We start from the raw sequence: 17,219 nt of genomic DNA on the forward strand, positions 1-17,219 counted from the left end.
CCCTGCCCTCCCTATGCCCGGAGCCAGGCGGGGTAGCGAAGATGCCGCCGTCCCACCTCGACAAACAGCGGGTCGCGCTTCGCGCCCCAGACCGCGAGGCTATGCCCGACGATCCAGAACAGCGCGCCGACCAGCCAGAGCCGCAAACCCAGCGAAATCGCCGCCCCCAGCGTGCCGTTGGCAATCGCCAGTGTGCGGGGAGCACCACCCAGCAGGATCGGGTCAGTCAGGGAACGATGCACCGGGACATGAAAGCCCGGCACCGCATCATCGTCATATCCCGCCATCAGATCAGCGCCCCGCCCGAGAATGAAAAGAACGACAGGAAGAAGCTGGACGCCGCAAAAGCGATGGACAGGCCAAAGACGATCTGGATCAGGCGACGGAAGCCGCCCGAGGTTTCCCCGAAGGCCAACGTCAGGCCGGTCACGGTGATGATGATCACCGACACGATGCGCGCCACCGGTCCCTGCACGGATTCCAGGATCTGGTTAAGCGGTTCCTCCCACGGCATGTCGGAACCCGAAGCCAGAGCCGAGGAGCACCATGCGATGGACAGCAACAGTATGGCGGAAAGGACAGGCGCGTGCCGACGCACGCGGAACAGCGTGAGGTTCATTGGAAATCTCCATCGGTCTCAATTGAATGAATGCGATAGGCGTCGCTGGCGGGATCGAGCCCGTCCACGGTGGCGAGTTCGGACAGCCGGCGGGCGTTACCCCGTCCGGACAGGACCGCGATCACGTCGATGGTTTCCGCGATCAGCGCGCGCGGCACCGTGACGACGATCTCCTGAATGAGCTGCTCCATGCGATGCAGAGCACCGATGGCGGTGCCGGCATGAAGCGTGCCAATGCCGCCGGGGTGACCCGTGCCCCACGCCTTGAGCAGGTCGAGCGCCTCGGGGCCGCGCACCTCGCCGATGGGAATACGGTCAGGCCTCAGGCGCAGGGCCGAGCGCACCAGTTCGGACAGCGTGACGATGCCGTCCTTTGTGCGGAGCGACACGAGATTGGGGGCCGCGCATTGCAGTTCGCGCGTATCCTCGATCAGCACAACACGGTCGTCGGTTTTTGCGACCTCGGCCAGAAGGGCGTTGACCAGCGTGGTCTTGCCGGTCGAGGTTCCGCCCGCGATCAGGATGTTCTTCCTGTCTGCAACGGCGCTACGCAGGAATGCCGCTTCCGATGCCGTCATAGTCCCGACTGCGACATAATCGTCGAGCGTGAACACGGCGACAGCGGGTTTACGGATTGCGAAACTCGGGGCTGTCACCACGGGCGGGAGCAAACCCTCGAACCGCTCCCCGGTCGGCAGTTCGGCCGAGACGCGCGGTGCCGCGTCATGCACCTCCGCCCCGACATGGTGCGCGACCAGCCGCACGATGCGTTCGGCATTGGCAGGCGTGATGGTTTCGCTCGTATCGGATAACCCTTCGGACAGGCGGTCAATCCACAGCCGCCCGTCGGGGTTAAGCATGACCTCGACCACCGCCGGGTCGACAAGATGCCCCGCGATCGCCGGTCCCATCGCTGTACGCAGCATGGAAATTCCACGCTGTCGGGCGCCACTTTCAATCGGTGTGAACGCCATGGAAGCCCCCGTCTGCCTGGGTCATCCGGCCTGCCCGGACGACGACGGGGATCATTAGAGAGTGCTGTTTTCTCCCGTTTTCAACAGCATTCTCCTGCGATCGTACAGGATCGTAACGGATGCGGTTTTTACTTGCTGACTGCGGACCTCATGATTCCGGCGCAGGTTGTATGTCGTCAGGAATTTCCTGCCGGAAAAATGGCCCCCGACTGAGTCGCCGCCCAAGGGCGGCGACGAACGCCTCATACCGTTCCGCTCCCTGTGCCCGCGCGGCAGCAGCCGCCGGTTCCGGCAAGGGCGGGCTGACCGTCATCCAGTAGCGGATGAACAGGGCCAGCGTCTCAAGGCTGATCCCGAGATCCCGCTCCATGCGGGCAACCTGCCGATCGAGACGGTCCAGCCTGCGGCTCATTGCCGCTTCCCGCCGCTCATCGGCATCAGGCGACAGGAAGGATGTGATGGCGGCTTCCGCCACAAGTGACAAAGACAAGTCGCGCCGTGCTGCATGGGCGGTCAGGGCGTCCAGCAGCTTCGGTTCCAGATAGACCGACAGCCGCGCCTTCTTCGGGGATGTTCTCATCACACCCTCACACCCCAAGGTCATTGCCACGGTCGAGGCCAGCCTGCCGGGCAATCCGCGTCAGGTCGGCACGGTCCCGCGCTTCTGGATCCGGTGGTAGTTCCTCCCCAAACAGATCGGGAACTGTGCGTTGCCTGTTCTTGCCCACCTCCGCCGGGTCATACTCGCGCGACCATTTCAGTCCCGTGCCGAGGGATTCATCACTATCGGCGTCGTCGGGCCGGTCAGGCGCTGCTGACGGTGCCGTCTCCTCCGGTGACGGGGTGGCAGGAGATGGACGACCACTCCAGTCATCGGGCCTGATGAGCCGTGGCAATTGTGCCGGATCGGGTGGCGGCATGATGCGCTCGACAAAACGGCGATCCCGGAAATACCGTGCCTTCCGTGCTCGGATCGGCGGACAGCCTGCCACCATGACGACCTCATCCCGCGCCGGAAGCTGCATGACTTCGCCCACCGTCATCAGAGGCCGCGCGCTTTCCTGACGCGACACCATGAGATGCCCAAGCCAGGGCGACAACCGGTGTCCGGCATAGTTTTTCTGCGACCGGATCTCGGTGGCCACCCCCAGCCCGTCGGACACGCGCTTCGCCGTGCGCTCGTCATTGGTGGCGAAACTGACCCGGACATGACAATTATCGAGAATGCTGTTGTTCTGGCCGTAGGCTTTATCGATCTGGTTCAGGCTCTGGGCAATCAGGAACGCCTTGATCCCGTAGCCCGCCATGAAGGCCAGCGCGCTCTCGAAGAAATCCAGACGGCCGAGGGCAGGAAACTCGTCGAGCATCAGCAGCAGGCGACGCCGGCCCGCGCGACCGGACAGATCCTCCGTCAGCCGCCGCCCGATCTGGTTCAGGATCAGGCGGATCAGCGGCTTGGTGCGGCTGATATCCGACGGCGGGATGACAAAATACAGGGAAACAGGCCGGTCACCCTCCAGCAGATCACTGATCCGCCATTCGCAGCGACTGGTCACTGTGGCCACCACCGGATCGCGATAGAGGCCGAGAAACGACATGGCGGTGGACAGCACGCCCGAACGCTCGTTGTCGGACTTGTTCAGCAGCTCCCGCGCGGCGGAGGCCACGACGGGGTGAGGCCCCGCTTTCCCGAGATGCGGTGTCCGCATCATGGCGGACAGGGTCGCCTCGATCGACCGCTTCGGGTCGGAGAGGAATTTCGCCACCCCGGCGAGGGTCTTGTCGTCCTCGGCATACAGCACGTGCAGGATCGCGCCGACCAGCAGGGCATGGGAGGTTTTCTCCCAATGGTTCCGCCGCTCCAGCGATCCCTCGGGATCGACCAGAATGTCGGCAATGTTCTGCACGTCGCGGACCTCTGACGCCCCGCGCCGTACCTCCAGCAGCGGATTATAGGCCGACGAGGCAGGATTGGTGGGGTCGAACAGCAGCACCCGTCCAAAGGTTGCACGGAAACCTGCGGTGATCTGCCAGTTTTCGCCCTTGATGTCGTGGATAATGGCGGACCCCGGCCATGTCAGGAGTGTGGGAATCACCATACCCACCCCCTTGCCGGTACGCGTCGGCGCGAAGATCAGGACGTGCTCGGGGCCATCATGCCGGAGATAGCTGCGGCGATATTTGCCCAGCATCACGCCATCCTCGCCCAGCAGCCCCGCCGCACGAATTTCCGTGTCTTCGGCCCAGCGGGCGGAGCCATAGGTCGCGGCCCGCTTCGCCTCCCGCGCGCGATGAAGGGACAGCGCCACGGCCGCTGCAAAAGCCAGCACACCGCCGGAACCCGCGATCCAGGCGCCGCGCGCGAACACCGTCGGCGCGTAGGCGTCGAACTCGTACCACCACCAGAAAAACAGCGGCGGCGCATAGACCGGCCAGCGATGCAGGATCGTGAACCACGGTCGGCCGAGTTCCGGCTGGAACGCCAGTTCCCAGGCCGTCCATTGTGTCGCCGTCCACCAGGACAGCACGATCATGGACAGGACCACGAGCGCCTGTCCCCACTGGATGCGTGTTCCCGGCTGGTCCATCGATCCCTCCCCTTGTCATGGGAGACAGCGAAGAACCGAGGTTTTCCAGCGTGCAAGCGCGAACTGGAGGCCGTCGTACAGGAGCGGGCTGGAGCGAAGAAATACTTGCGCGTTGCGGGCTACAGCCAAACCCGCGCATCATGCTTGTGAGTTCCCTCGGAAGGAGTCGCGCCATGACTGGCCCGCAGAACCCGCCCCGGTCTGCCGACGCCGTTGATCAGCAAGGCACGGAGGAACAGCGGAAGCTCAACCACGTGATCGACGCGCTGAACGCATTGCACACGCGACGCGGCTTCCTGAGCGATGAATTTCCGACGCTTTGAAACGGGTCGTCTCTACTTGAAGCGTGCATGTGTCGGACATTTATGATAGAAACGTCCGACACAAGGGAGATTCCGATGGCACATACGAGCCGACAGCAAGATGGCAGAAAGCCCGGCGTGGCTGCACCGGCCAGTATCGGCCCTGCTGCCCGCCCGGCTCGCCAGCGTGGGAAAACCAGCCAGCCGACAGCGGAAAGTGACATGACACGGGTGTTCCGGAGCAAGGCGTTCGCGAACCTGATGGAGCGCGATCCGGCTGTTGCACGCGCCGTTGTCTTCCTGACGCACCAGGGCGTCGTTACCGGCGTCCGCTCGAAGAAGATTTCGACGCGGGTCGATCCCGGCGTGATGGACGCGGCCCGGAAGCGATTCGGACTGACGAACGATGCCGACGTCATCAACGCCAGCCTGACGATGGCGGCAGCGCCCGACCGCTTCAAGACCTGGCTCATGGAAAGCCAGAACATGGTCACGGACGATTTTGAACTCGCTGTATAAGCCGCGATCGTGAGGACGCCAGCAGGACCGCGCGGCAACGAAACCGCCGCCGACATCGTTCGACGGCATGACCCCGGTGCCTATACACGGGCGATGGCACGGCGACCCGACACGAAGCTTCCATTCGACATCGCGGCCCAGCCGCCGGACCTGCCGGTCATGCTCGACACGAATTTCTATCTGCGGCGCCTCCAGGGAAAGCTCGCTCCGGATCTGGCTGCCTTCGTAGCCAGCCGGAGGATTCTGCATAGCGGTGTCGCATGCAGCGAACTGGCCATCAGCGCCGGTATCCTCGATCCGGCTCATCCCGCCACGCCACATAACCGCCAGGTCGTCCTAGATATGCTGGATGCGATCGACCGGACGGATATCGTGGCTCCCAGCGCGGAAACCTGGGCCGAAGCGGGAGCGATCGCCGGTATCCTGGCCCGAACGCAGTATCTTGCAAAGCCAAAGAGCACGCTGACGTCAGCTGAAGCGTGCTGCCAGGAGGGCCTGCGCCGGAAGCTGATCAATGACACCCTACTCTTCCTGAGCGCCCGCGAGCAGAATACCATCCTGGTGTCCATGAACAGCCGCGATATGGATCTTCTGCTCCGGTTCCGGCCGGACACCAACGTCCTGTTGTTCCGCTGATGGCGACACCAAACTCGGAACGAGCAAAAATTGAAATGAGAGCGGAGATGACTTCACGCCCCATTGCGATTTTCTTCTATGGCCTGTTCATGGACGCGGATGTCCTGCGGACGCAGGGATTTAAACCTGCGAACCCTCGACCGGCTGAGGTCGCGGGAATGGCGCTTTGTGTCGGAAGCCGCGCCACTCTTGTCCCTGACATATCTGGTTCAGTGCATGGAATAGTCATGGACCTGACTCAAAACCATATCGACCGTCTTTACGCCGACGAAAGCGTCGCCTCATACCGGCCAGAGGCTGTCCTGGCCCGCCTCTCCGATGGCACAAGCATCGCAGCCCTTTGTTTCAATCTGCCTATACCTCCGGAAAGAGGCATCACCAACAACGAATATCGCGAAAAACTCCGTGAGGCGGCACGGAAAGTCGGCCTACCTTCCCACTATATCGACAGACTATGAAACCTGATCGAGGCATCCGAACGACCATTACGCTTTTCAAGCCAGCATCCAGGAAACGCCTGCCTCGGCGTGAAGCGCCGTGGTATCAAAAACGGGCAGATCGGTATCATCCTGCGTGACCAGCATGGTGATTTCCGTGCATCCCAAAATGACGCTGTCGGCTCCTTCTGCTTTCATTTGTTTGATGACGTCACGATAATACGCCCGGCTTTCGTCGCGTATGACACCACGGCAAAGTTCTTCGTAGATAATGCGATGAATGCCGCTCCGCGCATCCTCATCGGGAATCATGGCCGTGATACCGAACAGATCGCGCAGCCGTTGCGCGTAGAACGTGCCTTCCATGGTGAAACGGGTCGCAAGAAGCGCGGGGTGTTTACGCCCGGCGCGTTGCAACGCTTCACCGGTTGCGTCCGCGATATGCAGTGTCGGGACTCCGGTCGCCAATTCGATGGCCTCATGAAGACAGTGCATGGTGTTGCTGCAGATCAGCAGCGCCTCAGCGCCTGACCGTTTCAAGTGCTGACCGGCCCGGCCTAATTGTTCCGCCAGCGCCGACCAGTCATCCTCACATTGGCGGTCCGCGATCGGCGCGAAATCCGGTGACCAGAGCAGCAAGGGGGCCGAGTGCAGACCACCTTTTCGCGCCCGAACGCCTTCGTTCAGTAGCCGATAGTAGATCGCTGTGCTTTCCCAGCTCATTCCACCCAGAAGACCAAGAACGCGCATTTTCTTCTCCCTTTCCTGTCCGTGACCGTTACTATCGAAGCCAGGGGACGGGTCTTGAACAAAATGTGTTGATTTTCACTGAGAACTGGGTTCTTCCGCACTTTTCGTGATGGGTATCTTGTACTTAGGTTCCGGAACTGGGAAATCCAGAAAGTCGTTCACTTTCATGGATATTCCCCAGTGTCACGCCTTCGGTCTCTTGATCTTCCCCGTTCCCTCGTCGTTCGTCGTGTTGTTGCACTGGACAACAGAGTGGAGATCGAAGTCGGTCTGCGAAAGCGGAGTGCAGTGTGTCCGGACTGTCAGTGCCCGACACGACGCATTCACAGTTTCTATCAGAGAAAACTCGCGGATCTTCCATGGCAGGGCCGTCCAGCCACGCTGATCGTTTCTGTGCCGCGCTTTTTCTGCCAGACGATGCTTTGTCCACGTCGGACGTTTGTCATGCCCCTTGAGGGGATAACCGTGCGTCATGGCAGACAGACCACACGTCTTGCCGATCTTCATTATTATATCGCCCATACCCTGGGCGGTTCCGCTGGAGCACGAATGACCGTGCGCCTGTGTTGCCCCATCAGCGCCGATACTCTTGTCCGCCGTCTTCTCTCACGTGCGCAGAACACCACAAAAGGCATGGCCCGTACACGTGTGGTGGGGGTGGATGACTGGGCATGGCGGCGGGGACATCACTATGGAACGATTGTGGTTGATCTTGAGAAAAATGATGTCATTGACCTCCTGCCAGATCGGGACGCTGATACCCTTGCCCGATGGCTGCAGGTCCATCCCGGTATTGAAATCATTGCCAGAGACCGTGCCGGTGCTTATGCAGACGGATGCCGCAGAGGCGCACCATCCGCTCTTCAGGTGACAGACCGCTGGCATCTGCTGAAGAACCTGTCAGACGCTTTTGTCAGCATTCTGGACCGTTTTACGACAACAGTGAGGACCCTGACACGACAGCTGAACGTATCAACGGCAGTAAGCAAAATATCTGAAACAATCAGAGCGCATCCAGAAGAGGCGCAGGCGGTCGTCAGGTCAGCCTCTGGGGAACGACGTGATATTCTTTTCAAGGAAGCTCTTGCCCTGAAAGCAGAGGGACACAGCATTCAGGCTATCGCCACAACGATCGGGGTAGAGAGAAAAACCGTGCGGCGCTGGTTTCAGCGGGGCCATGCACCACCATGGAAAAGGACGGTTCCGCTACGCAGCATACTCGTGCCTTACGCAGCCCACCTGGAAAAGAGATGGTCCGAAGGATGTCGCAATAGTCGTCAGCTATGGCGGGAACTCCTGGAGCAGGGCTTTGCAGGACAATATGGCACCGTCTGGAAATGGGTGGCGACGCGACAGGGATGTTCCGCGAAACCCGTTCCTTCCGCGCATGTCGTTGCACCTCGGGGACGCAGACTTGCGCGGCTTCTCCTCGCAGAGGATCCGTTATCTGCCGGACAGGAGGGACTGCTGGTTCCTGCCCTTCTGGAAGCTGAACCGCACCTTGCCGTCACACTCTGCTGGCTCAGGAAAATGCAGACCCTGCTCTGTAAAAGGGGTGACACCTGCACGGGAGGCGATCTGAAGGCTCTGCTGGAAGAAGGAAAGACGACGCTGCTGTCACGTCTGATTCCCGCGCTTGAACGGGATGCGGCTGCCATTGAAGCGTCTCTTGTCACACCTTGGACAACCAGCCCGGTTGAAGGACAGATCAGCCGACTGAAAATGATCAAGCGAACCATGTTCGGAAGAGCAGGCTTCGAACTCCTCAGGGCGCGTGTCCTTCAGCCCGCATAATCAAAAAACATCATCACGAAAAGTGCGGAAGAACCGAGAACTGACCCGGGTTTTTCATCAGGAATTGACCCAGCCAGATGCTATTTCAGGCACAGTCGGGCGGGCGGTCAAGAAGAGGATCTGTCCTTTCTGTTTTTTGACGCGGCGGTGCTGGCGCGGAACCTGTAGCTGTCATTTCCTGTCTCGAGGATATGACAGTGATGGGTCAGCCGATCGAGGAGCGCCGTTGTCATCTTCGGGTCACCAAAGACGTCTCCCCATTCACTGAAGCTCAGATTGGTTGTGATGATGACACTGGTGCGCTCGTAGAGGCGGCTGAGCAGATGGAACAGCAGGGCGCCCCCAGACGCACTGAAGGGGAGATAACCGAGTTCATCAAGGATCACGAGATCCAGGCGGAGCAGCCTGTCGGCAATCTGCCCGGCCCGGTTGGCGGTCTTTTCCTGTTCGAGCGCATTGACCAGATCGACCGTTGACCAGAAGCGCGCCTTCTTGCGGTGATGGGTGATCGCCTGGATGGCCAGCGCGGTCGCCAGGTGGGTTTTCCCGGTTCCCGGACCGCCGATCAGCACGACATTTTCAGCACGCTCGATGAAGTCCCCGCTATGGAGCTGGCGGATCATGGGCTCGTTGACCTGCGTATCGGCAAAGGAGAACCCGGACAGGTCCTTGTAGGCGGGGAACCGGGCGGTCTTTGTCTGGTAGGCGATGGAGCGCACTTCGCGTTCGGCCAGTTCCGCCTTCAGGAGTTGTGAGAGGATGGGGATGGCCGCCTCGAAGGCAGGTGCCCCCTGCTCGATGAGGTCGGCCGTGGCCTGGGACATGCCATACATCCGCAATCCACGGAGCATGACCACAAGTGAAGCAGCCGCAGGATCATGACGCATGGCGGCTGTCCCTTCGCAGGATGTCATACCGCCCTGTATCGGCGCACGGTTCGTGTTCGAGCACCAGGGCCTGTGGGGCATCGAGCCGGGGAACCACGGTTCTCTTGGCATCGATCAGGCGATGAAGCGTATTGAGAACATGGGTCTTGGTCGCCACGCCGTCTTCAAGTGCCAGTTCAACCGCGCAGAGGACAGCCTGCTCATCATGCTGCAGCACAAGGGCCAGGATTTCAGCCATTTCCCGGTCGCCTCCAGGCCGCCTGAGCAGTTGATCCTGCAGGGTCCGGAAGGCGGCTGGCAATTCGGTAAACGGCGCGCCATTGCGTAGGGCGCCCGGTTTGCGCTGGATGACCGCCAGATAATGCCGCCAGTCATACACCGTGCGGCCTGGCACACCATGCGAACGCGTGATGATCCGGTCATGCACGCACAGAACTTGCCCTTCGGCGATAATGCGCAGCTTGTCGGGATAAACCCGCAGGCTGACCGGACGATTGGCAAAGGAGGCCGGCACGCTGTAGCGGTTGCCATCGAACTGGATCAGGCAGGTTGGTGAGACGCGCTTGGTCTGTTCGACAAACCCGTCAAAGGGACGCCCCGGCACCATGAGGTGAGGACGCTCGCTAGCATGGACCTCGGCGATGCTCCGGGCCAGTTCGATATGCTGCAGCCGTTCCCAGCAGTCCAGGCAGCGGGCTTCCAGCCAGGCATTCAGCGCCCCCAGATCAGGAAAGGCAGGCAGATCCTGCCAGATCTGGCGCCGGGCATCCTGCACGGTCTTCTCGATCTGCCCTTTCTCCCATCCGGCTGCCGGATTGCAGAAGGTCGTCTCGAACAGGTAATGGCTGGCCAGGGCCATGAAGCGCAGATTGACCTGACGTGCCTTGCCAGAGCCAATCCGGTCCACGGCGGTCTTCATGTTATCAAAAATACCCCGCCGTGGCACGCCACCGAGCACGCGGAAGGCCTCGGTCAGCGCATCAAAAAGCATCTCGTGGGTCTGCAGGGGATAGGCCCTGAGTATGAAGGCCCGGCTGAAGGACAGTTTGGTGTGGGCAACCTGCAGCTTGACGCGACGGCCGGCAATGACCGCCCAGTCCTCGCCCCAGTCGAACTGGAACGCTTCCCCGGGCTGGAAGCACAGGGGCACAAAAACACCCCGACCCGTTGTCTGGCGTGCCTGGTGCTGTTCGTGTTTCCACTGCCGGATGAAAGCGGCCACCCGTCCGTAGGATCCATCATAACCCAGTGCCACAAGGTCTTCATGCAGTCGTCGCGCCGTGCGCCGATTCTTGCGGGGGCGAGCGGCTTCCAGGACCAGCCATCCCCTCAGCCTGTCAGCAAACGGGTCCAGTCGGCTGGGACGTTCGGGGACCTGGAACCGCGGTTCAATACTCTGTGCCCGGAGATATTTCCGGATCGTATTGCGTGACAGTCCCGTCCGGCGTTCGATCTCGCGGATCGGAAGATGATCCCGGCAGTGCCACCGGCGGATCACACTCAGAAGCTCCATGTCAATCACTCCAAAAACCCCCCAGCAGATGATGCCGGGGAGTGTGAAGGCATGGGTCAAATCTCGATGAAAATTTCCGCCCTACCCGGGTCAGTTCTCAGTGAAAATCAACAACGTCGGATCAAAGAGATGACGCCTCGACGTGAGGTATGGAAAATCTCTGCACCTCGCAACAAGACTTCAAAAACCCCGGAAAACAGCCACCCCAACCGAGCCGCGATGTGCGGCCTTTTATCCAGCCCTCACTTTTTCAGTCCTTTTCCGGGGTTTTCACGCATCACTGGACCTGCTCCGATCCTCGCAGCGGGGCCATGCCGGACCTCTCCCCGGCATGGCCTGCGAAGAGGTTGTCGGGAGCAGCGACATGATGTGCCTTGGGTGCTCGAAACGCATCGGGCTGGCCTGAAACGAAGAGCGCGGCCGTCACCCAGGAACGAGCCGGAAAGGGCATAAAAGAAACGGGAAGATGAAGGTCAGACGATGGTTTTTTCATCAACCTCGTGACAAATTCCACGTAAGAGACCGTCTCGCCAGGCAGTGGCCGACCGGTCGCCAGATGATCGTCATAACGACCGGGACCGGCATTGTAGGCGGCGAGGAAACCTGCATCGCCATAACGATCGTGCAGCCATCGCAGATAGGTTGCCCCGGCCACGATATTGTCGTGCGGATCGAAGGGATCAGCGCCCAGATTGAGCGTGCGCCTAACATCGTGCCAGGTGCCGGGCATGAGCTGCATCAGGCCCATCGCACCGGCGCTGGATACCGCACGCGAATCTCCGGCACTTTCGGCTTGCAAAACCGCTCTTACCCACGTCACCGGGATCGCGTTCCGTTCCGCCGCCTGACGCACCAAATCGTCCCAATCCTGTGCGCGGGCGATGGCTGACGAGAGCGTCAGCGCGAGCACGGCCAGCATGCGGCCGGGCAGGAAAAACCGGGCACTCATTCCCGGCCTCCCGGACGTTTCGTAGGCCGGCTCCACACCAGTTGCCACTCACGCCCGCCGCGCCCGGCCTGAAACAGCGTGGCGCGGACCGGCTGCATGAACGAAGGGTCATCCAGGACGATGGAAATATATTCGCCGGCACGCTCCCCGGTGCGGGTCCACCCGGCACCGATTTCCGGCCCAGCGTCTCCATCACCGAGATGGATGCGATAATCCGGCGCATGCTCCGCGCCATTGTTTTCCACTGGCATGAACGTCAGTTCGGCATCCAGCGACAGGGTGCGCACGCGACCGGCAAAACCATCGGGGGTGCGGGTAAAAAATCCGATCTGGCTCATGAGAAAAATCCTTTCGGAAATGATAGGGATGATGGAAAATCCGTGTGCCCTACGATCATCATTCGATGGGCGGCTCGCTCTCTTTCGTGGGCATCATGGGCGGTCCCAGAAGCGACCGTTCCCGCACCGGATCGCGCAGATCCGGGAGGGGATCGAAATGCGGGGGCGATTGCTCCGCCTCACCCGTGCGGACATGAACCGGCACGGCATGCCCGATGACGGTATCCATCGACAGGACACCGAAATATCGTCCGTCCAGGCTGGTCGGCACGGCGGCGTTCATGACGAAGACCTGCCCCGCTCCGAGACGTTGGCAGCCCTGCCAGACCGGCAGCTTGCGGCCCCGATGATCGACGGTCTTCGCGTCACCGACGGCCTTTCCGTCGATCGTGACGTGCATGCCGGTGCGACAGACACTCTGCCCGGCGAGTGCCGCCACGGGCTTGAGCAGCGGCACGCCGAACGACAGGTAGCCCCGCGTCGCCAACAGCGTCGCCTCACGCTCCGGCAGACGGAGCGCGACAATGTCGCCGACGCTGATGGGCACGGTGGACTGGATGCGATACAGCCCGACCGGAACGCTGGCCGTCTCGTTCCAGACCCAGCGCGGCACGGGATGAAACGCCAGGGAGGCGCCCACGCCGAGCACGGCGAAATACGTGGCGAAGAACCAGCCGCGCCGCGTCATGACACGGCTCCCCTGCGCAACCACGCCTGATGGCGCTCACGCGTGTAGGGACGCGGCTCCTGCGCCGCCGTGAGACGGTGATGCAGATGCCGCCAGTGATCGGGACAGGCTGCGACAGGATCAATTCCCAGCGCCTCTACGCCGTCGATCGCTTCCAGCACGCGCCGCACCTTGGGCCATCCACTCTGCCGCAGCAGGCTCTCGCCACCGGGACGTACGAAGGGCACGGTCTGGCAGGCTTCCTGAGCGCCCACGGCCCGCACGATGTCGATGCAGGACACCACGGTGCCGAAATCGTTGGCAGCCCAGCGGATGAAGGCGAACACGCTGTCGGGCGTGAAGCTCATCAGCCGGCGCCGACGGTCGAGAATCCGATCCTCGACGGGACGGCCGAAGCGGACCCAGTGTTCGATGCGCGTCTCGATCCAGGTCAGTTCGACCGTGGTGAGCGCATCGCCCTGCGATCGGAGAGAGGGGGCGGTCATGGGACACCTGCCCCGCGATCCGCGACCGCTTCCCGAGCCTCTTTTTTGCCCTGTCCGGACGGGTCGAAATTATCGCGAAAAATACCCTTCGTACTACTACCTATAATATTGTACTTATAAGTTAAGAAGTTACGGCTCGCGGTTCTTCTTCTGGAACAATGGGTTACATAGTGGTTTTTTGAACGACCCAACGATACAACAGTATCTGTTCCAACGTGTCTTTCCACCGTTTTGGCAACGAGTGGTTCCACAGGCTTCTCCACAGGCCCTGTGGACGGCGTCGTTGCTTCAATCCGCAGATAGTCGGTGCCATGTCGCAGACAGGTCGAAAGATGGTATCCCGGAAGCGATTGCGCCCGAACGATCTTTCCCAGCGCGAGCGCAAAATCATATCGTTGCATCAGTGTGCCGGAACGGCCATGCAATTCGGTAAAATCAAACAGCCATTGTCCCTTCTGCCGTCCGACACGTCGGCGGGCGAACCGGTAAAGCCAGCGTCCGATCCCATTCCCCATGTGGAAATAGGCCGGATGCACGGTCAGCACGCGTGTGGGTTCAGTGATAGCGGCGAGGAACCAGTCCGGCAGTGTCAGGGCGACGCCATCGTCGCGGGAGATACGGACATCACTGACCCAGGCGAACGGACGTTCCCGCCAGTCCGGACCATTGCGGATATTCGTCATCACCATCGTGGCCGCGAGGCGGGCCAGCGCACCACGCAGACGGCGGTACTGATGCGCGCCGGCATCCCAGCCGAGGTCCTGAAACAGCCGCCAGGGCGTGAAGCGGACATGGCGGGAAATCCATTGCCCCTCATTCAGCGCGCCCCTGAGCTGCCCGGCAAGCCAGAGCAGCACGTCGGCATCCATGAGTGTCGCCAGCCCGGCGTCGCCGGAGGACACGACGTGAACCTCGCTGTAGCCCGACCGGTGACGGATCGGCTCATGACGCGGCATTTTCCCGAGCGCGAAGAACGGACGATCCATCAGGTCGTGGATGTCACGCGGGCTGGCAGGCCCGCAGACCACAAACCGGCGGTCAGGCTGACGCCAGCTATCGGCGGCCGGCATCATCGTCCGGCACTCCGCTGCGCCTTGCGAGGCCTGGCCTGCAAGCGGATGATATAGGCGCGGGGATCGGCCGGCATGGGAATGCCGCCACCATCCCCGGTGGACAGCCGGACGTTTAGATCGGCCCAGGCGCAGAGGTCTTCCACGGCATAGACGATCCGGCCGCCAAGCTGGCGGTAGAGCGGACCGGTACCGCAACTGCGGTGTTTTTCGAGGGTGCGGATGGACAGGCCAACGAAATTGGCCGCGTCCGGGGTGCGCAGATAGCGCGGTGGCAGTGTCGGCTGGACACGCATGGGGTCTTCCTCGCGGTGGATCGGGCCGCGTGCGGAATGTCGCGGCTCATGGGAGGACGCTGCCGGATAATCGACTGTGGGGAGGGATGACAAAGTTCAGGCCGCCAGAATGTCACCCCCCTGCTTCAGCCCCTGAAGGAGAGCAATGTGGCCGCCGTTCTGGTAGAACGCGGCACCGTCGAGATCGCGGTGGAAAGCCCGGTGCCATGAACTGGCATGCCACTCGCGGTTTGAGAGCCGCAGGACGTGGGCACCGTGGAGACCGGCTGCGATCCGCTTCGCTGTCACCCCCTTGCGCCGACCTTCCGCGATGCAGAGCATGCGAACCTGACGGAGTTTCTGCTGGGGACTCAGGCGCAACGTGGAGGGAAGAGAACCGGGCATCTGACCGGCAAGCAGGCGGCCGAAGCGCGCAACGCAGGCCAGACGGGTCGGGAGGTGGCCGTCATCGATGATGAACCAGGTTCCTGACGCACCGGGCTGCCGATCGACGACAATGACGATGCGCAGAGGACCAGAGTCACTGTCCAATATGAGATGGACGCCATCCGTACCATCATGCCGTGCCCGCGCGTATGGCGCGAGGCGGGACAGAATGTCACCCCCATCGCCACGCACGGCGACCTCCGGCACAACATCAGGATCCCAGAACGCGGGTGCAAGCCAGGCGGGGAGATCAGGATCGACTGGGAAAACGCAACCCCCAGCGACGGGCAAAGGCGCGCCATGCCTCGGCGTCAACCTTGCCCGTCATCATGGTTGCTGCATGATCGCGCCGATAGGCTGGGTTATGTCGCAGCCATTCCTGGGCGAGACCGGCAGGGTCGAGACCGGCGAAGGCGCGACGAAGGGGTGCGGCATCCCACGGCCGGATTGTCGGCACGTCCCCCTCCCCCGATATGTCATGGATTCGACCCAGTATCCGGTGCGAAACCGGAACGGGTAGTCCCGAAGACTCAGGGGGGTGATCCCGAAAATATCCTGTGGCCTCGTGATTATTTCTATATCGGGGGGGATATTGACGCCAGACGGGCCGAAAAGGTCGGTTTGCGCGACATCACGTGATGCCCGTGGCGCATCACACGAAAAGGCGCTTGGTGTTCCGTGTATTATAATACGTAGCGCGATAATACACAAATCGTTCCTATCCTGCGGATGGACATCCGAGGACTTTTCGGCGCGAACGTGAGGCGCCTGCGACGCGCCGCCGGTCTCAGCCAGGAGGCTCTGGCGGAACGGATGGGCGTGGACCGCGCCTATATCAGCTGGATCGAGACCGGGCGCCAGAACGCGACGCTGCTCTCGCTGTGGCATGCGTCACAGGCGCTGGACGTGCGGCCGGCCGCGCTGCTGGATGAAAGCCACGTTGTTGCTACAGAAGAGGCACCGACCGGCGGGAAGCCATAACCGGCCTGAAGAAGAAAGCCCCTCCGGTTCGCCGGAGGGGCTTGGGGACGGTCAGTCCCCGTTGCGCGGACGCTGGCGGCTCCAGACCAGGTTGTAGGCGCCGCCTTCCTCTTCGAAGAGGCTGGCGAAGATCGGACCGGGAAGGGTCGGATCGTCCAGCTTCACGCTGAGATATTCGCGCCAGTCCGTGGTGTGCTTGATCCAGGCGGCCCCGGCTTCGAGTTTGCCGATCTGCACCCGGAAGTTGGGAACATTGTCGCTGGCCCGGTTGGCTTCGGGCACGAAGCGGATACCCCGGATTTTCTGTGTCAGGGTGACGATTTCGCCTTCGTACCCCTCGCCGACCTTTTTGAATGAACCGATGATCATTGTCCTGTCTCCTGGCTTGTATCGGGCCGCGACCACCGTGGCCTCGATGGCCATCGACAGCCCGGAGACGACCGGCGGCGCACCTGCTTGCAGGCCTGAGCAACCCGGAGGACGGCGGCCCAGAACTTTCTTGCTCCGCGCGGAATGACGGCGCAGCCGGCAGGGGAAGAAAGTCGCGGGACGCCGTTGCGCCATAGCCGGGCGAGGCGGAGCCGGTCTTCGGGCAGATCGGCCATATCGAAAGGCCATGACGTGCGGTACCGTCAGCCCTGTGGAGAGACAGCTCAGTCCGTCGTGTTCCATAACAGGGGCGCAGGTTGTCGGGGGGACATCCGTTTCCCGACAACATGCAGATCGAACCGTATCCGCCGCCGGGAGAACCCGCTGGCCGGTACCATGTTCCTTGCTCTTCCTGCTCAACAAACGGGACGTTGACGCCAGGCCGCCGGTCACGCCGGTAGCACGACATGCGTTTTCCGCACTGAAGCTGGCCGCCGTTTCACTCCGGTTGGGCCTGTACCGGGCTTCTCTCGCTGGAAGGAAGGCGCTGCCTATCCTGAACCTTGGTCCGCCCGTACTCGCGCAACGGGGACTGACC

At 61.7% G+C, this 17,219-nt stretch carries 23 protein-coding genes; 6 read left to right on the forward strand and 17 right to left on the reverse strand.

What is annotated here, in order from left to right; translation table 11 throughout:
• Window positions 1-11 precede the first annotated feature (11 nt).
• The 5 genes from LKE65_RS00170 to LKE65_RS00190 form a co-directional block, all read right to left on the reverse strand.
• Window positions 12-287 carry a VirB3 family type IV secretion system protein gene (locus LKE65_RS00170; RefSeq protein ID WP_278739914.1) on the reverse strand — a complete coding sequence of 92 codons (276 nt, stop codon included), beginning with the start codon at window positions 285-287 and terminating at the stop codon, window positions 12-14.
• Entirely contained in the window at window positions 287-619 is a 333-nt protein-coding gene (locus LKE65_RS00175) for a TrbC/VirB2 family protein (RefSeq protein ID WP_278739915.1), read from the reverse strand. The genes LKE65_RS00170 and LKE65_RS00175 overlap by 1 nt, the downstream gene beginning before the upstream one ends.
• The gene (gene trbB / locus LKE65_RS00180) at window positions 616-1,593 is read right to left on the reverse strand and encodes a P-type conjugative transfer ATPase TrbB (RefSeq protein ID WP_278739916.1); all 978 of its coding nucleotides are present in this window, start codon (window positions 1,591-1,593) and stop codon (window positions 616-618) included. Before trbB ends, LKE65_RS00175 begins: the two co-directional genes overlap by 4 nt.
• Window positions 1,594-1,741: 148 nt before the next feature.
• A complete protein-coding gene (locus tag LKE65_RS00185) occupies window positions 1,742-2,173 on the reverse strand; it encodes a CopG family transcriptional regulator (protein ID WP_278741704.1) in 432 nt (143 codons plus the stop codon).
• Window positions 2,174-2,180: 7 nt separating this feature from the next.
• Window positions 2,181-4,181 (reverse strand): conjugal transfer protein TraG, encoded by a 2,001-nt coding sequence (locus LKE65_RS00190; protein WP_278739917.1) that lies wholly within the window; start codon window positions 4,179-4,181, stop codon window positions 2,181-2,183.
• A gap of 173 nt (window positions 4,182-4,354) precedes the next feature.
• Here LKE65_RS00190 and LKE65_RS00195 point away from each other — a divergent pair, with 173 nt between their 5' ends.
• The 4 genes from LKE65_RS00195 to LKE65_RS00210 all read left to right on the forward strand — a co-directional run bounded on the left by LKE65_RS00195 (window position 4,355) and on the right by LKE65_RS00210 (window position 6,096).
• On the forward strand, window positions 4,355-4,504 hold the full coding sequence (locus LKE65_RS00195) for a hypothetical protein (protein WP_278739918.1): 150 nt from the start codon (window positions 4,355-4,357) through the stop codon (window positions 4,502-4,504).
• A 75-nt stretch (window positions 4,505-4,579) separates the two neighbouring features.
• Window positions 4,580-5,002, forward strand: coding sequence for a hypothetical protein (locus LKE65_RS00200; RefSeq protein ID WP_278739919.1), 423 nt, complete (start codon window positions 4,580-4,582; stop codon window positions 5,000-5,002).
• Between the two features lie 93 nt (window positions 5,003-5,095).
• Window positions 5,096-5,638: a hypothetical protein gene (locus LKE65_RS00205; RefSeq protein WP_278739920.1), complete on the forward strand. Its 543-nt coding sequence runs from the start codon at window positions 5,096-5,098 to the stop codon at window positions 5,636-5,638.
• A gap of 47 nt (window positions 5,639-5,685) precedes the next feature.
• On the forward strand, window positions 5,686-6,096 hold the full coding sequence (locus LKE65_RS00210; RefSeq protein ID WP_278739921.1) for a gamma-glutamylcyclotransferase family protein: 411 nt from the start codon (window positions 5,686-5,688) through the stop codon (window positions 6,094-6,096).
• A gap of 36 nt (window positions 6,097-6,132) precedes the next feature.
• Here the strand turns inward: LKE65_RS00210 and LKE65_RS00215 are convergent, their stop codons facing one another.
• Window positions 6,133-6,825: an aspartate/glutamate racemase family protein gene (locus LKE65_RS00215; protein ID WP_278739922.1), complete on the reverse strand. Its 693-nt coding sequence runs from the start codon at window positions 6,823-6,825 to the stop codon at window positions 6,133-6,135.
• Between the two features lie 180 nt (window positions 6,826-7,005).
• Here LKE65_RS00215 and LKE65_RS00220 point away from each other — a divergent pair, with 180 nt between their 5' ends.
• Entirely contained in the window at window positions 7,006-8,619 is a 1,614-nt protein-coding gene (locus LKE65_RS00220) for an ISL3 family transposase (protein ID WP_278739923.1), read from the forward strand.
• Window positions 8,620-8,726: 107 nt separating this feature from the next.
• Here the strand turns inward: LKE65_RS00220 and istB are convergent, their stop codons facing one another.
• The 10 genes from istB to LKE65_RS00270 form a co-directional block, all read right to left on the reverse strand.
• Window positions 8,727-9,506, reverse strand: a complete 780-nt coding sequence (gene istB, locus LKE65_RS00225) for an IS21-like element helper ATPase IstB (RefSeq protein ID WP_025437151.1) — start codon at window positions 9,504-9,506, stop codon at window positions 8,727-8,729.
• Window positions 9,496-11,019 (reverse strand): IS21 family transposase, encoded by a 1,524-nt coding sequence (gene istA / locus LKE65_RS00230; RefSeq protein ID WP_165926476.1) that lies wholly within the window; start codon window positions 11,017-11,019, stop codon window positions 9,496-9,498. Before istA ends, istB begins: the two co-directional genes overlap by 11 nt.
• Before the next feature lie 277 nt (window positions 11,020-11,296).
• Window positions 11,297-11,968, reverse strand: coding sequence for a lytic transglycosylase domain-containing protein (locus LKE65_RS00235; protein ID WP_278739924.1), 672 nt, complete (start codon window positions 11,966-11,968; stop codon window positions 11,297-11,299).
• Window positions 11,965-12,306 carry a DUF736 domain-containing protein gene (locus LKE65_RS00240; protein ID WP_278739925.1) on the reverse strand — a complete coding sequence of 114 codons (342 nt, stop codon included), beginning with the start codon at window positions 12,304-12,306 and terminating at the stop codon, window positions 11,965-11,967. The genes LKE65_RS00235 and LKE65_RS00240 overlap by 4 nt, the downstream gene beginning before the upstream one ends.
• Before the next feature lie 58 nt (window positions 12,307-12,364).
• On the reverse strand, window positions 12,365-12,994 hold the full coding sequence (locus LKE65_RS00245; RefSeq protein WP_278739926.1) for a S26 family signal peptidase: 630 nt from the start codon (window positions 12,992-12,994) through the stop codon (window positions 12,365-12,367).
• A complete protein-coding gene (locus LKE65_RS00250) occupies window positions 12,991-13,479 on the reverse strand; it encodes a DUF2840 domain-containing protein (RefSeq protein ID WP_278739927.1) in 489 nt (162 codons plus the stop codon). The genes LKE65_RS00245 and LKE65_RS00250 overlap by 4 nt, the downstream gene beginning before the upstream one ends.
• The gene (locus LKE65_RS00255; protein WP_278739928.1) at window positions 13,476-14,552 is read right to left on the reverse strand and encodes a replication initiator protein A; all 1,077 of its coding nucleotides are present in this window, start codon (window positions 14,550-14,552) and stop codon (window positions 13,476-13,478) included. The genes LKE65_RS00250 and LKE65_RS00255 overlap by 4 nt, the downstream gene beginning before the upstream one ends.
• A complete protein-coding gene (locus LKE65_RS00260) occupies window positions 14,549-14,845 on the reverse strand; it encodes a helix-turn-helix transcriptional regulator (protein ID WP_278739929.1) in 297 nt (98 codons plus the stop codon). The genes LKE65_RS00255 and LKE65_RS00260 overlap by 4 nt, the downstream gene beginning before the upstream one ends.
• Window positions 14,846-14,941: 96 nt before the next feature.
• Window positions 14,942-15,376, reverse strand: coding sequence for a DNA -binding domain-containing protein (locus tag LKE65_RS00265; RefSeq protein WP_278739930.1), 435 nt, complete (start codon window positions 15,374-15,376; stop codon window positions 14,942-14,944).
• Between the two features lie 145 nt (window positions 15,377-15,521).
• Window positions 15,522-15,728, reverse strand: coding sequence for a transcriptional regulator domain-containing protein (locus tag LKE65_RS00270; protein WP_278739931.1), 207 nt, complete (start codon window positions 15,726-15,728; stop codon window positions 15,522-15,524).
• A 272-nt stretch (window positions 15,729-16,000) separates the two neighbouring features.
• Between LKE65_RS00270 and LKE65_RS00275 the strand changes: the two genes are divergently transcribed.
• Window positions 16,001-16,252: a helix-turn-helix domain-containing protein gene (locus LKE65_RS00275; protein WP_278739932.1), complete on the forward strand. Its 252-nt coding sequence runs from the start codon at window positions 16,001-16,003 to the stop codon at window positions 16,250-16,252.
• A gap of 51 nt (window positions 16,253-16,303) precedes the next feature.
• On the opposite strand, the gene LKE65_RS00280 is transcribed toward LKE65_RS00275, so the two are convergent.
• The gene (locus LKE65_RS00280; protein ID WP_025861645.1) at window positions 16,304-16,621 is read right to left on the reverse strand and encodes a DUF736 domain-containing protein; all 318 of its coding nucleotides are present in this window, start codon (window positions 16,619-16,621) and stop codon (window positions 16,304-16,306) included.
• Window positions 16,622-17,219: the final 598 nt, after the last annotated feature.

The organism is Acetobacter fabarum, assembly GCF_022483405.1.
Lineage (GTDB): Bacteria > Pseudomonadota > Alphaproteobacteria > Acetobacterales > Acetobacteraceae > Acetobacter > Acetobacter fabarum.